Source organism: Pseudomonas yangonensis (genome assembly GCF_009932725.1).
Taxonomy (GTDB): Bacteria; Pseudomonadota; Gammaproteobacteria; order Pseudomonadales; family Pseudomonadaceae; genus Aquipseudomonas; species Aquipseudomonas yangonensis.
Genome location: NZ_BLJU01000007.1, coordinates 48,037 through 61,146, shown reverse-complemented (window position 1 = coordinate 61,146; position 13,110 = coordinate 48,037). Strand labels below are relative to the sequence as shown.

General features: G+C 63.8%; 14 protein-coding genes. 13 read left to right on the top strand and 1 reads right to left on the bottom strand.

The window, feature by feature from the left end; genetic code table 11:
- Nucleotides 1–145 precede the first annotated feature (145 nt).
- From GYB81_RS11670 to GYB81_RS11620, 11 genes are all read left to right on the top strand, one after another.
- On the top strand, nt 146–1,168 hold the full coding sequence (locus tag GYB81_RS11670; protein ID WP_161868025.1) for an NAD(P)H-dependent glycerol-3-phosphate dehydrogenase: 1,023 nt from the start codon (nt 146–148) through the stop codon (nt 1,166–1,168).
- A 29-nt stretch (nt 1,169–1,197) separates the two neighbouring features.
- Nucleotides 1,198–1,545: a DUF4389 domain-containing protein gene (locus GYB81_RS11665; RefSeq protein ID WP_161868024.1), complete on the top strand. Its 348-nt coding sequence runs from the start codon at nt 1,198–1,200 to the stop codon at nt 1,543–1,545.
- Entirely contained in the window at nt 1,542–2,000 is a 459-nt protein-coding gene (gene sixA, locus GYB81_RS11660; protein ID WP_161868023.1) for a phosphohistidine phosphatase SixA, read from the top strand. Before GYB81_RS11665 ends, sixA begins: the two co-directional genes overlap by 4 nt.
- A gap of 168 nt (nt 2,001–2,168) precedes the next feature.
- The gene (locus GYB81_RS11655) at nt 2,169–3,836 is read left to right on the top strand and encodes an AMP-binding protein (protein ID WP_161868022.1); all 1,668 of its coding nucleotides are present in this window, start codon (nt 2,169–2,171) and stop codon (nt 3,834–3,836) included.
- A 56-nt stretch (nt 3,837–3,892) separates the two neighbouring features.
- Nucleotides 3,893–4,336: a hotdog fold thioesterase gene (locus GYB81_RS11650; RefSeq protein WP_161868021.1), complete on the top strand. Its 444-nt coding sequence runs from the start codon at nt 3,893–3,895 to the stop codon at nt 4,334–4,336.
- 188 nt (nt 4,337–4,524) lie between these two features.
- Complete coding sequence (locus tag GYB81_RS11645) at nt 4,525–5,328, top strand: AraC family transcriptional regulator (protein WP_161868020.1); 804 nt, start codon at nt 4,525–4,527, stop codon at nt 5,326–5,328.
- 41 nt (nt 5,329–5,369) lie between these two features.
- On the top strand, nt 5,370–6,002 hold the full coding sequence (locus GYB81_RS11640) for a LysE family translocator (protein WP_161868019.1): 633 nt from the start codon (nt 5,370–5,372) through the stop codon (nt 6,000–6,002).
- A 98-nt stretch (nt 6,003–6,100) separates the two neighbouring features.
- Nucleotides 6,101–6,904: an alpha/beta fold hydrolase gene (locus GYB81_RS11635; protein WP_161868018.1), complete on the top strand. Its 804-nt coding sequence runs from the start codon at nt 6,101–6,103 to the stop codon at nt 6,902–6,904.
- Nucleotides 6,901–7,764 (top strand): alpha/beta hydrolase, encoded by an 864-nt coding sequence (locus GYB81_RS11630; RefSeq protein ID WP_161868017.1) that lies wholly within the window; start codon nt 6,901–6,903, stop codon nt 7,762–7,764. The genes GYB81_RS11635 and GYB81_RS11630 overlap by 4 nt, the downstream gene beginning before the upstream one ends.
- Before the next feature lie 115 nt (nt 7,765–7,879).
- Complete coding sequence (locus GYB81_RS11625; protein WP_161868016.1) at nt 7,880–8,695, top strand: DUF4892 domain-containing protein; 816 nt, start codon at nt 7,880–7,882, stop codon at nt 8,693–8,695.
- Between the two features lie 75 nt (nt 8,696–8,770).
- Complete coding sequence (locus GYB81_RS11620; RefSeq protein ID WP_161868015.1) at nt 8,771–9,856, top strand: AI-2E family transporter; 1,086 nt, start codon at nt 8,771–8,773, stop codon at nt 9,854–9,856.
- On the opposite strand, the gene GYB81_RS11615 is transcribed toward GYB81_RS11620, so the two are convergent.
- On the bottom strand, nt 9,857–10,867 hold the full coding sequence (locus GYB81_RS11615) for a patatin-like phospholipase family protein (protein WP_161868014.1): 1,011 nt from the start codon (nt 10,865–10,867) through the stop codon (nt 9,857–9,859).
- 106 nt (nt 10,868–10,973) lie between these two features.
- On the opposite strand from GYB81_RS11615, the gene selD reads away from it, so the two are divergent.
- Together selD and mnmH are read left to right on the top strand one after the other, a co-directional pair.
- On the top strand, nt 10,974–12,008 hold the full coding sequence (gene selD / locus GYB81_RS11610; RefSeq protein ID WP_161868013.1) for a selenide, water dikinase SelD: 1,035 nt from the start codon (nt 10,974–10,976) through the stop codon (nt 12,006–12,008).
- Nucleotides 12,008–13,108 (top strand): tRNA 2-selenouridine(34) synthase MnmH, encoded by a 1,101-nt coding sequence (mnmH, locus tag GYB81_RS11605; RefSeq protein WP_161868012.1) that lies wholly within the window; start codon nt 12,008–12,010, stop codon nt 13,106–13,108. Before selD ends, mnmH begins: the two co-directional genes overlap by 1 nt.
- The last annotated feature ends 2 nt before the right edge of the window (nt 13,109–13,110 follow it).

The window sequence follows — 13,110 nt, the reverse complement described above, 5'->3', positions numbered from 1 at the left end:
AGTGCCAGGCGCGCGCACTCTGCGGTAATTCTCGTTTATGCCCCTTAACGGGCAGCCGCCTCTGAACTTTTGCCCTGACCGGGCACTCTCGGCTCCGTATAATGCCCGCAGACCGCCATCATGCATGGCCTCATTCGGAAGACCTATGACACAGCTCCAACCCATTGCCGTCCTCGGCGGCGGCAGCTTCGGCACCGCTCTGGCCAACTTGCTGGCGGAGAACGGCCAGCGCGTCCTGCAATGGATGCGCGATCCCGAACAGGCCGAGCAGATGCGTCAGAGCGGCGAAAACCCGCGCTATCTGAAGGGTGTCAAGCTGCACCGCGGTATCGAGCCGACCAGTGACCTTGGTGCTGCACTGCAGCAAGCCGAGCTGGTGCTGGTGGCATTGCCCTCCAGCGCCCTGCGCGAAGCGCTGCAACCCGTGGCGGGGCAGCTGGCGGGCAAGATGCTGATCAGCACGACCAAGGGCATCGAAGCCAAAACCTTCAAACTGATGAGTCAGATCCTCGAAGAGATCGCTCCTGACGCGCGCATTGGCGTGCTGTCCGGGCCGAATCTGGCCAAGGAAGTGGCTGACCACGCGCTGACCGCGACGGTCATCGCCAGTGAGGACGAAGAACTGTGCCTGCGCGTGCAGCAGGCGCTGCACGGCAGAACCTTCCGCGTCTACGCCAGTGCCGACCGTTTCGGCGTCGAACTCGGCGGTGCGCTGAAGAACGTCTACGCCATCATGTCCGGTATGGCGGCCGCGCTGGGCATGGGCGAAAACACCAAGAGCATGCTGATCACCCGCGCCCTAGCGGAAATGACCCGTTTCGCGGTCAAGCTCGGCGCCAATCCGATGACCTTTCTCGGCCTGGCTGGCGTCGGCGATCTGATCGTCACCTGTTCCTCACCGAAGAGCCGCAACTACCAGGTCGGTTTCGCCCTGGGCGAGGGGCTCAGCCTGGACGAGGCGGTGCAGCGACTCGGCGAAGTCGCCGAGGGGGTCAATACGCTCAAGGTGCTCAAGGCTCGTGCCGAAGAGCTCGAGGTATACATGCCGCTGGTCGCCGGCCTGCATGCCATCCTTTTCGAGGGGCGTACGCTGGCTCAGGTCATCGAACTGCTGATGCGTGGTGAGCCCAAGACCGACGTCGATTTCATCCCTACCGCAGGTTTCTGAACGCTGCGGCCAATCAAGGAGAGTGACTCATGAGCGATGAAAAGCAGGAATTGGAGCGCGAATCGATTCTGCTGCGCGTTCTGTGGATGGTGATTTTCCTCATCGTCTGGCAACTCGCCGAGTTGCTGCTCGGTGCCGTGGTTTTGCTGCAGCTGGGCTATCGCCTGTTCTACGGTGCGCCGAATGCCGGGCTGCTGAGTTTTGGCGACAGCCTTAGCCAGTACCTGGCACAGATCGGCCGTTTCGGCACCTTCAATACCGATCAAAAGCCCTGGCCATTCGCCGATTGGCCGACGCCACGGGCGCCTGAGGGTGAAACCGCGCACAGCATTCCGCCGGCGCCGCATCCGGTTCGCGACGAGGAACCCAAGCTGTGAGGCTATGGCTATTGCGCCATGGCGAGGCCGAGCCGCAGGCCGCCAGCGATGCCGCCCGCGAGCTTACCGCCAATGGTCGCAAGGAAGTTCAGCAGGCTGCAGTGCAGCTTGCCGGACGCCCCCTGACCGCCATCGTCGCCAGCCCTTACGTGCGTGCTCAGCAGACGGCAGAGCTGGTGCGCAGCGCGCTTGGGTTCGCCGGCAAGATCAATACCGTACCCTGGCTGACGCCGGACAGTGATCCGCGTGACGTCCTGAAATTTCTCGATGAACGAGAAGGTGCCGAGACGCTGCTAGTCAGCCACCAGCCGCTGATCGGCGCGCTGGGCGGCTTGCTGGTGCACGGGCATCGACAGGACCCGCTGCCCATGCGCACCGCCAGCCTGGCAGAGCTGGAGGGCGATATCCCGGCGGCAGGGCTGATGGAGTTGCTGGCGCTGATTCATCCGCGTTGAGCGGGCCGCGCTGTCGCGCCGTGGGCGTTTCGGCTTCGTACAAGCGCCGGCCGGGAATGTTTCCGGGCGAGAAACATTTCTTAACTTGCGCCTCTTTTGTCTGCGTGGAATAGTCGACCAAGCAAGTGCTTGGTCGATTCCTACAAAAACAACAAAGGAGGAAGCCCTGTGGCTGATGCAATCCGTTTGCCGCTCGAGCTGTTCTACGAACGTGAAGCAAGGCACCCGAACAAACGTTACATGGTGCAGCCGCTGGGGAGCGGCCAGCTGCTGGAACTGAGCTGGGCCGATGTGGGCGAGCAGGCACGACGTGCGGCCAACTGGCTGCGCAGCCGCGAACTGCCGCCCGGCAGTCGCATCGCTATCATTTCCAAGAACTGCGCGCACTGGATCGTTGCCGATCTGGCAATCTGGATGGCCGGCTACGTCTCGGTACCGCTCTATCCCAACCTCACCGCCGACTCCATGCACCAGGTGCTGGAGCATTCCGAGGCCGCGCTTGTTTTCATCGGCAAACTCGATGACTGGGCCTCGATGGCGCCTGGTCTGCCGCAGGGCATGCCGACTGTCAGCCTGCCACTGCATGCGCATGGCGTTTTCGATTACAGCTGGGATGACCTGCAGCGCTGCGCGCCGATTCAGGATGATCCCAAGCCGGCGGCCAACCAGCTGGCCACCATCATCTACACCTCCGGTACCACCGGCACGCCCAAGGGCGTGATGCACAATTTCTCCAACTTCGGTTTTGCCGCCAGCAACGCCATCAAGCTGTTCGGTGTGGGCGAAGACGACCGGCTCATTTCCTACCTGCCGTTGTGCCACGTGGCCGAACGCATGTTCGTCGAGCTGGCCTCGCTCTACGCCGGGCAGACGATTTTCTTTGCCGAGAGCCTGGAGACCTTCCTCGAAGACCTCAAGCGCGCACGGCCGACCGTGATGTTCGGGGTGCCACGCATCTGGACCAAGTTCCAGATGGGCGTATACAGCAAGATGCCGGCGCAGAAGCTGGACCGCTTGTTGCGGCTGCCGATCATCGGTCGTTTCATCGGCCGCAAGGTGCTCGCCGGGCTGGGTCTGGACGCCATCCGCTACGCGCTGTCCGGCGCCGCACCGGTGCCCGAGGCATTACTCAACTGGTATCGCCGATTGGGCATGGAGATCCAGGAAGTCTATGGCATGACCGAGAACTGCGGTTATTCCCATGTCTGCCTGCCAGGCAGGTTCAAGCAGGGCTGGATCGGCCAGAACAACCCAGGGGTGGAGGTGCGCATCGCCGAGGATGGCGAAGTCCAGGTGCGCAGTGGCGCAACCATGCAGGGCTACTACAAGGATCCGATAAAGACCGCCGAGGCACTGACGGATGACGGCTTTCTGCGTACCGGTGACAAGGGTGAACAGGATGCCGACGGCAACCTGCGCCTGACCGGGCGCATCAAGGAGATCTTCAAGACCAGCAAGGGCAAATACGTGGCACCTGCCCCCATCGAAAATCGCCTCGGTGAGCATTCGCGCATCGAGCAGGTTTGTGTGGTCGGCGACGGTTTGCCGCAACCCATCGCGCTCTGCGTGCTGTCCGATGTCGGGCGCCAGGAGGCGGCCAACGACAGTCGCGATGAGCTGGAGAGCAGCCTCAAGGCGTTGCTTGCCGAGGTCAATGGCCGTCTCGACCAGCATGAGCGGCTGCAGGGACTGGTGCTGGTCAAGGAAGTTTGGGCCGTCGAGAACGGATTCCTCACGCCGACGCTGAAAATAAAGCGTGCGGTGATCGAAGGCACCTACGGCGAGCGATTCGCCGAGTGGCAGCAGCGCAGTGAAGCGGTGCTCTGGCACGACTGAGTATCGCCGGGCCGGCGTCGCCGGCCCTGTCTCTCTACCGCTCAAGGAAAAGGTCCATGGCTCTCTGGCAACGAACCCCCGATCTCGCGGCGCTCAACGCCACGCTCGACAACAGCATCGGCGAGGTGCTGGACATCCGTTTCGACGCCTTCGACGACGAATCGCTCAGTGCCAGCATGGTGATCGACTCGCGCACTCATCAGCCTTACGGCCTGCTGCACGGCGGCGCCTCGGTGGTGTTGGCGGAAACCCTCGGCTCCACCGCCAGCTACCTGTGCATCGACAGCAGTCGCTTTTATTGCGTCGGTCTGGAGGTCAATGCCAACCATCTGCGCGGTTTGCGCAGCGGGCGCGTGCATGCCGTGGCGCGGCCGGTGCATCTGGGACGTACCACGCACGTCTGGGATATTCGGCTCAGCGGCGACGACGGCAAGCCCAGCTGCATTTCACGGCTGACCATGGCCATCGTACCGTTGGGCGAGCAACCGCCGAAGCTTTGAGAGCAAAGGCTGCTGCGCGTCGGCTACGCTGTGTTGAAACTAGCCTCATATGCTCATTTACAGCTTGTAAAATGGGCTTTTTCGCCTGGTTCGCCTTGCCTGGCGCTAGCTCGCTAGCCTTTGACCAGGCTATATGATCTGCAATTTCATCCAAGATTTGCCTGCTGCATGGCGCTACAGTACGCGCCATGGACCAGATCACTCACATCCAGAGCAGTTTGCCCGGCGTTCGCCTGATCGACGCGGAATATCGCCGCTTTGCCTTTCCCCGGCACTTTCACCTGGAGTACCACGTCGGCCTGCTGATCCAGGGGCAGCATCGCTACGTCTATGGTGGTGAGCGCCGGCATGTCGGGGCAGGGGACGTGCTGCTGATGGCGCCGGAAGGGATTCATGACGGCGCCTGTCTGGACGGCGAGAGTTACCGCATTCGGGTGATGGCCTTCGATCCGTTCTGGCTGGATGAAGCCAGTCGAACCCTGAGCGATGGCCGCCAGGGGGCGCCGAGGCTGACCACCAGCAGCTTGCGCCATCCTCTGCTGTCGCAGCGCCTGCAGCATTTTCATGCAGCGATGCTGGGAGGATCACAGCTGGCTCAGGAAGAGGCGCTCTGGCTGGCGCTGGCCCATCTGCTGGAGATGGGCTCGACCTTGCGCGTCAGCGAGCCGCATCGCGTTTTCGATCAGTGCACCTGGCAGCGGCTGCGCGACTGGCTGGAAAGTCGCCTGGATCAGCCGCCCTCGCTGGAGGAGATCGCTGCGTTCTGCGCCATGAGTCCGTGGCAGGCGCTGCGGCGTTTTCGCCAGCACACCGGCTTGCCGCCGCATCAATGGCTGACCCAGCTGCGCCTGCAGCGGGCATTGCCGCTGGTGCTGGCAGGACAGCCCCTGAGCGAGATCGCGCTGCGCCTGGGCTTCTATGACCAGGCGCACTTCTCGCGGTTGTTCCGCCGCACCTACGGCCTGCCGCCGGCGCGACTGCGCCAGGGCTGATTCAGCCGCACCTTCCATCCTTCAATTTCCTGGAGAACGTCATGCAGGAGACGTCCGTCTTGCTGTCGCTGGCTGCCGTGTTCGCGGTGGCCCTTGTTAGTCCCGGCCCCGATGTGGCGTTGGTGGTGCGTACTTCCCTGCATCAGGGCCAGCGTGCGGGTCTGCTCAGCGCATTGGGCCTGGCCTGCGGCATTCTTTTGCATGGCACGCTGGTGCTCAGCGGCGTGGCCTTGCTGCTTAGCCGCACCGAGTGGCTGTTCGATCTGGTGCAGGTCGGCGGCGCGCTCTATCTGGGGTGGCTGGGTTTTGGCGCGGTGCGGGCCTGGTGGCGTGGTAGTGCCGGCCCCAGGCGTCTGGATGGCGAGCTGGCGCCTTCGCTGTTCGGCCCCTGGTTGCGCGGTGTATTGACCAATCTGGGCAACCCCAAGGCACTGGTGTTCTTCCTGGCGCTGCTCAGCAGCCTGGTGCCGGCCGACATGTCGCTGCCCGGCAAGGTCGCCTGTGCGGCGCTGCTGTTCGGCCTCAGTCTGTTCTGGTTCGGCCTGCTTGGCATGACCCTGAGCCGCCCGCTGATGCGTCAGCGGCTGCTGCAGGTGGCGCCGACCATCGACTTCGTCTGCGGCCTGGTGTTCCTGCTGGTAGCCGTGAGCATCATCGGCAGGCTTGTGTTATAGCGCTGACCGTTGCGCCGCCATCAATGGCAGTTACGGTCATTGCCGCATGCCGACGGCTGCCGGAGAATCTCGGCATATTCGTCTTCCGAGTTTGATGCATGCCGCAGCCGATCTTCTTTGCCCACGCCAACGGCTTTCCATCTGCTACCTACGGCAAGCTGTTCGCTGCGCTGGCACCGGATTTTCAGGTGCAGCATCTCGAGCAGCATGGCCACGACCCGCGTTTTCCGGTCAATGACAACTGGTCGAATCTGGTCGATGAGCTGATCCATCACCTCGAGGGCGGTGACGAGCCGGTCTGGGGCGTCGGTCATTCCCTCGGCGGTGTGCTGCACTATCACGCCGCCTTGCTTCGCCCCGAGCTGTATCGCGGCGTGGTGATGCTCGATTCGCCCGTGCTGACCCTGGCCGACCGTATGGTGATCCGTGCCGCCAAGCGCTTCGGCTTCATCGATCGCATCACCCCGGCCGGGCGTACGCTGGGGCGCCGTGAAGCGTTTACCGACCTGCTCGAAGCGCGTGATTATTTTGCCGGCAAGAGCCTGTTCCGGCGTTTCGATCCCGAATGTCTGGATGCTTATGTCAGCCACGGTCTGCAGGCGGGAGCGCAGGGTTTGCGTTTGAAGTTCGATCCTGCCACCGAAATCAGTATCTATCGCAGTGTGCCGCACACCGCGCCGGGCCGGCCGCAGCAGCTTGCCGTACCGCTGGCCATGGTACGGGGGCGCCACAGCCGCGTCGTACTGCCGCATCATGCGCGTCTGCTCAAGCGCATGCCGCGAGCCGAATACCATCATCTGCCCGGTGGCCACATGTTTCCGCTGGAGCGCCCGCAGGCCACCGCCGAGCTGCTGCGTCAGCTGTTCAGCCGTTGGGGCACCAATCAGGAGCAAAGCGCATGAACGCAGGTTTCGAGGAAGTTCGTCTGAGCTTGCCGCATATCGAACTGGCGGCGCATCTCTACGGGCCGGAGGAGGGTTTGCCGGTGCTGGCCCTGCACGGTTGGCTGGATAACGCAGCGAGTTTCGCGCGCCTGGCGCCCAAGCTGGAGGGGCTGCGTATCGTCGCGCTGGATTTTGCCGGCCATGGCCACTCCGATCACCGTTCGGCCGGCGCCGGCTATGCGCTGTGGGACTACGCCTTCGATGTGCTGCAGGTCGCTGAGCAGTTTGGCTGGCAGCGATTTTCCATCCTCGGTCATTCCATGGGCGCGATCACTGCGGTGTTGCTGGCCGGCGCGATGCCCGAGCGGATCGCGCGCCTGGCGCTGATCGACGGCCTGGTCCCCTATACCGGTGAAGCCGAGCAGGCCCCGGCCAAGCTCGGCGAGGCGTTGCGCGCCAGGCAGTCGCTCAGTGACAAGCGCAAGCCGGTGTATGCCGAGATGGCGCGCGCCGTCGAGGCGCGGATGAAAGGTGTCGGTGCCGTCAGCCGTGAGGCGGCCGAGCTGTTGGCCCAGCGTGGCCTGATGCCGGTGCCGGGCGGTTACACCTGGCGTACCGACAGTCGCCTGACGCTGCCGTCGCCGCTGCGTCTGAGCTGGGCGCATGCCAAGGCGTTCGTGCATGCGCTGCAGTGCCCGGTCAGTCTGGTGGTGGCCGAGCAGGGCATGATGGGGACGCAGCCTGCAGTGCAGGCGCTGCTGCAGGGTCTGCCGTTCGAGATGCATCGTCTGCCGGGTGGCCATCATCTGCACCTGGATGACGACGCGGGCGCGCAACGTGTAGCGGATTGTTTCAATCCATTCCTGCGCATTCCTTGACTTGCCTGCGGCCCTGGGGAAAGGTGTGGCGGTCTGCCATGGAGGATCGCATGATCGACCCGTTCAACCACGCCACCCACTGCTTCGCAACCTCGCCTGCACAAGGATCTTCTCGATGACGGTGCGCGTGAAGCTGTTGTGCGCAGCGCTGGCCACCTTCTGCAGCGGTACCGTACTGGCGGCCGACTTACCTGGTAGCCGTGATCTTGAAGTGCTGCCGCGTTTCCCTGCCAGCCAGATCGTTGCGTTCAAGCAGGCGTCCGACGTCGAGCGTATTTATCCGCAGGGTTCGGTTCGCCGCATCAGCGGGCGCTTGCGCTACGAGCGGGAGATTCTCGTGCAGGGCCAGCACAGCGCAGTGACCTATGAATTACCGCGCACCCACAGCGCCGATCAGGTATTCACCGCGGCGCGGGAAACGCTGTTGGAACAGGGAGCCGAACTGCTCTACTGGTGCCATGGGCGCGAGTGCGGTGCGAGCAACTTGTGGGCCAATGCGGTGTTCGGCAATGCCACGTTGTATGGCTCCGATGATCAGCAAGCCTATGCGCTGTTGCGCCTGGCCGAACCGAATCATGAAAGCCTGCTGGCGCTCTACAGCATTACCCGCGGCAACCGCCGTGCCTACCTGCACGTCGAGCAGCTGGACGCCGAAGCGCCTCTGGGGGTCTTGCTGCCGACCCCTGCGACCCTGCTGCGTCAGCTGCGCACCGATGGCCAGTTGAAGCTGCCCGATGATGCCAAGGCCGACAGCGCCTGGGTGGAGGTGCTGGCACGCAGCCTGAACCTCGACAGCACCCTGCGCGTAACCCTGGCCGGCAGCCAGGCCGAAGCCTGGCGTGAGGCGCTGATCGAGCAGCGCGTGCGCGAAGCGCGCCTGGAGTTGGGTGAGGGTGCCGGGGAGGCACTGAGCGTGCGTCTGTTGCGTTAAGCTAGCATCCGCAATTGCCCGTAGCAGAGCGCCCGCAAGGGCGCTCTGTCGTTTCGTCGAAGGGAGTTTCGCTCGATGGCCACCAATGATCGTCTGCTGGTACAGATTCTCCTGCTCGGCTTGCTGGCAGCCAGCCTCTGGGTGCTGGCGCCATTCTGGTCGGCGCTGTTCTGGGCTGCCGTGCTGGCCTTCGCCAGCTGGCCGCTGATGCGCCTGCTGACGCATTTACTCAATGGTCGCCTGTCGCTGGCGGCGGGCATCCTGACCGGCGTCTGGGTGGTCATGGTGGCGGTGCCGCTGGTGTGGCTGGGTTTCAACCTGGCCGATCACATCAAGGACGCCAATGCCCTGATCAGAGACCTGCAGGTGGAAGGCCTGCCGCCACCGCCCAGCTGGTTGGCCAGCATTCCGCTGATTGGCGATCGCCTGGTGGAGCTGTGGCGCACCATCGACCAGCAGGGCGCGGCCTTCTTCGATACCCTCCGTCCCTATCTGGGGCAGGTTGGCAACTGGCTGGTGGCGCGCAGCGCGAAGATCGGTGCGGGCATGGTCGAGCTGGCCCTGAGCCTGGTGCTGGTGTTCTTCTTCTACCGTGACGGACCGCGCCTGGCGGTGTTCGTGCACAGCCTGCTGGAACGGCTGATCGGCGAGCGTGCCGATCATTATCTGGAACTGGTCGCCGGCACCGTGCAGCGTGTGGTCAACGGTGTGATCGGAACCGCCGCAGCGCAAGCCGTGCTGGCTTACATCGGCTTCGTCATCGCCGGCGTGCCGGGCGCGCTGGTACTCGGCCTGCTGACCTTCGCCTTCAGCTTCATCATGATTCCGCCGCTGATCTGGGGCCCGGCGGTGGCCTGGCTGGTGTGGCAGGGGGAGATCGGCATGGCGATCTTCCTGGGCATCTGGGGCTTCTTCATCATCAGTGGCGTGGACAACATCCTCAAACCCTACCTGATCAGCCGTGGTGGCAACCTGCCACTGGTAGTGGTGCTGCTGGGCGTGTTCGGCGGCATCCTGGCCTTCGGCTTCATGGGCCTGTTTCTCGGCCCGACCTTGCTGGCGGTGGCCTACAGCCTGCTCAGCGACTGGGTCGCGAACAAGACGCCACCGGCCGAGGCCCTGGTGGACAAACCCCTGCCAGGCGAGGAACCACGCGGCTGATCAGCCGCGTTCACTTTCGTACTTGTCGAGGGTATCGCGGGCGATCTGCCTACCCAGCATGATCAGCTCCGGCGCCTTGTAGAACTCGAAGAAGCGGCAGGCGCGCTTGGGTACGTTGATCAGAATGTCCGGTGGGTAGCCGGCGATCTTGTATTGCGCCAGCGAGGTCTGCATCACCTCGAAGCTCTGGTTGACCAGCTCCAGCAATGACGCCGGCCCACTGAACTCGGCGACCCGCGAGCCGCTGGCAGACTTCGGCGTGGCTTCCTGATCGTCCTTGCGACTTGGCGCTGCGGCCGGGCTGACGTCATCGGCAAGTCGTTGCTCCTCGGCAAGCAGCAGGGCCTCGTCCTCGCTCTTGCGGCGGAAGCTCGGCAGGCGAGAGCCGAGCGAGGTCATCAACTGGTCGATGCGGCCCTTGAGCGCGGCTGGACGCTCGATCACCGGCAACTGGTAGTGGTTCTGGTTGGTGGCGTTGAGATTGACCGCGATGATCAGGTCGCAGTGGCTGGAAACCACCGGCACGATCGGCAGCGGATTGAGCAAGCCGCCGTCGACCAGCATGCGCTTGCCCTGAATGACTGGCGTGAACAGGCTGGGAATCGCCGCCGAAGCGCGCATCGCCTGATGCAGGCAACCTTCCTGAAACCAAATTTCCTGCTGGTTGGTCAGGTCGGTGGCGACAGCGGTGAAGGGAATGTTCAGGTTTTCGATATCCACCTCGCCGACGATTTCCTGAATCCGCCCGAACACCCGCTCGCCACGGATGGCGCCGAGACGGAAGCTGACGTCGAGCAGGCGCAGCACATCGAGATAATCCAGGCTCTCCGTCCATTCACGGTATTCGCGCAACTTGCCTGCAGCGAAGATGCCGCCGACCACCGCGCCCATCGAGCAGCCGGCGATGCAACCGATTTCGTAACCGCGTGCCTGCAACTCCTCGATCACGCCAATGTGCGCATAACCGCGCGCGCCGCCCGACCCCAGCACCAGTGCCACTTTCTTGCTCATTCGCGGTTCTCCCCCTGTCGAGCTTCGACCTTACTCGGGCAGCGAAGCGGAGCCAAGGCAGTCTTTGCTAGAATCCGCCGCCAGTCATCGCGGTGAGAGTGAAACCATGAGCGAACCCATTCGTTTGACCCAATACAGCCACGGCGCCGGTTGCGGCTGCAAGATTTCGCCGAAGGTGCTCGAAGTGATCCTCGCCGGCAGCGGCGCACAGAATCTCGATCCCAAACTCTGGGTCGGCAATGCCTCGCGCGATGACGCCGCGGTCTACGCCATCGATGAAGAGCGCGGCGTGGTTTCCACCACCGACTTCTTCATGCCGATCGTCGATGACCCCTACGATTTCGGCCGTATCGCCGCCACCAATGCCATCAGCGACATCTACGCCATGGGCGGCGATCCGCTGATGGCCATCGCCATCCTCGGCTGGCCGGTCAACGTACTGGCGCCGGAAGTGGCCCGCGAGGTGATCCGCGGTGGCCGCGCCGTGTGCGACGAAGCCGGCATCCCGCTGGCTGGGGGGCACTCGATCGATGCGCCTGAACCGATTTTCGGCCTGGCCGTGACCGGCCTGGTGAGCAAGGCCAATATGAAACGCAACGACACCGCCACGGCCGGCTGCAGGCTTTACCTGACCAAGCCGCTGGGCATCGGCATCCTCACCACGGCGGAAAAGAAGGCCAAGCTGCGCAGTGCGGATATCGGCCTGGCGCGTGACTGGATGTGCACCCTGAACAAGCCCGGCAGCCGCTTCGGCAAGCTCGCCGGCGTGCGCGCGATGACCGACGTGACCGGCTTCGGCCTGCTCGGCCACCTAGTGGAAATGGCCGATGGCAGCGGCCTCAGCGCGCGTGTCGAGTTCGCTCGCGTGCCGCGTCTGGACAGCGTCGAGCATTACCTTGAGCAGGGCTGCGTGCCCGGCGGCACCTTGCGCAACTTCGACAGTTACGGTGACAGGATCGCGCCAGTGCCGGAGCTGGCCAAGCTGCTGCTATGCGACCCGCAGACCAGCGGTGGCCTGCTGATTGCCGTGGCGCCGGAAGGCGAGACCGAGTTTCTATCCGTGGCCACCGAGCTGGGGCTGCAGCTGGCGCCTATCGGCGAGATGGTCGAGCGACAGCGTTACGCGGTCGAGGTGCTCTGATGCGCGACAACTGCACCGACTACCGCGATCTGTTTCTGTACGACCGGCCGATGATGGATGCCCGGGCGCCCGTCGAGTTCATCAAGGGCGCCTTCCCGGGGGTGGTCAATCTGCCTCTGATGAACGATATCGAGCGGCAGAAGGTGGGGACGTGCTACAAGCAGCACGGCCAGCAGGCGGCCATCGAACTCGGGCATCAGTTGGTCAGCGGCCGTACCAAGGCCGAGCGCATCGAGGCCTGGGCGGCCTTTGCCAGGGCCAATCCCGACGGTTATCTGTATTGCTTCCGCGGCGGTCTGCGTTCGCAGATCGTCCAGCAGTGGCTGAAAAGCGAGGCGGGTATCGACTATCCGCGCGTGGTCGGCGGTTACAAGGCGATGCGCAACTTCCTTCTGCATACCGCGGAACAGGCGGTGCAGGAGTGCGATTTCGTGCTGGTGGGTGGCATGACCGGCACCGGCAAGACCGAGGTCCTGGGACAGCTCGACAATGCCGTGGATCTGGAAGCTCATGCCAATCATCGCGGCTCCAGTTTCGGCAAGCGCGCCAGCGCCCAGCCGGCGCAGATCGATTTCGAGAACGTTCTGTCCATCGACCTGCTCAAACGCCGCGCCAAGGGGCAGCAGCAGTTCGTCCTGGAGGACGAGGCGCGCCTGATCGGCCGTTGTTCCTTGCCGTTGCCGCTGTTCCAGGCCATGCAGCACTACCCGCTGGTGTGGCTGGAAGACAGCGTGGCCAATCGCGTGGAGCGCATTCTCCAGGCCTATGTGGTGGAACTGTGCGCCGAGTTCGTCGCGGTTCAGGGTGAGGAGCAGGGGTTCAGCGCCTTCGCCGCGCGCCTGCGCGAGAGTCTGGCCAACATCACCCGTCGTCTGGGCGGCGAGCGTTACCAGCGCCTGGCCGCGATCATGGATCAGGCGCTTGAGGAGCAAGCGCGCGATGGTCAGGTGGATACCCACCGAGGCTGGATCGAAGCCTTGCTGGTGGAGTACTACGATCCCATGTACGTATTCCAGCGCGAGAGCAAATCCGGGCGTATCGAATTCGCCGGCGAGCAGCAGGCTGTGGTGGAATATTTGCGTAAGCGAAACGGCGGTTGAGT

What these genes read in the sequence shown, in the direction of transcription:
- GYB81_RS11670 (WP_161868025.1), top strand. Translation starts at nt 146, where the DNA reads ATGACACAGCTCCAACCCATTGCCGTCCTCGGCGGCGGCAGCTTCGGC.
- GYB81_RS11665 (WP_161868024.1), top strand. Translation starts at nt 1,198, where the DNA reads ATGAGCGATGAAAAGCAGGAATTGGAGCGCGAATCGATTCTGCTGCGC.
- GYB81_RS11650 (WP_161868021.1), top strand. Translation starts at nt 3,893, where the DNA reads ATGGCTCTCTGGCAACGAACCCCCGATCTCGCGGCGCTCAACGCCACG.
- GYB81_RS11645 (WP_161868020.1), top strand. Translation starts at nt 4,525, where the DNA reads ATGGACCAGATCACTCACATCCAGAGCAGTTTGCCCGGCGTTCGCCTG.
- GYB81_RS11640 (WP_161868019.1), top strand. Translation starts at nt 5,370, where the DNA reads ATGCAGGAGACGTCCGTCTTGCTGTCGCTGGCTGCCGTGTTCGCGGTG.
- GYB81_RS11635 (WP_161868018.1), top strand. Translation starts at nt 6,101, where the DNA reads ATGCCGCAGCCGATCTTCTTTGCCCACGCCAACGGCTTTCCATCTGCT.
- GYB81_RS11630 (WP_161868017.1), top strand. Translation starts at nt 6,901, where the DNA reads ATGAACGCAGGTTTCGAGGAAGTTCGTCTGAGCTTGCCGCATATCGAA.
- GYB81_RS11625 (WP_161868016.1), top strand. Translation starts at nt 7,880, where the DNA reads ATGACGGTGCGCGTGAAGCTGTTGTGCGCAGCGCTGGCCACCTTCTGC.
- GYB81_RS11620 (WP_161868015.1), top strand. Translation starts at nt 8,771, where the DNA reads ATGGCCACCAATGATCGTCTGCTGGTACAGATTCTCCTGCTCGGCTTG.
- GYB81_RS11615 (WP_161868014.1), bottom strand. Translation starts at nt 10,867, where the DNA reads ATGAGCAAGAAAGTGGCACTGGTGCTGGGGTCGGGCGGCGCGCGCGGT.
- selD (WP_161868013.1), top strand. Translation starts at nt 10,974, where the DNA reads ATGAGCGAACCCATTCGTTTGACCCAATACAGCCACGGCGCCGGTTGC.
- mnmH (WP_161868012.1), top strand. Translation starts at nt 12,008, where the DNA reads ATGCGCGACAACTGCACCGACTACCGCGATCTGTTTCTGTACGACCGG.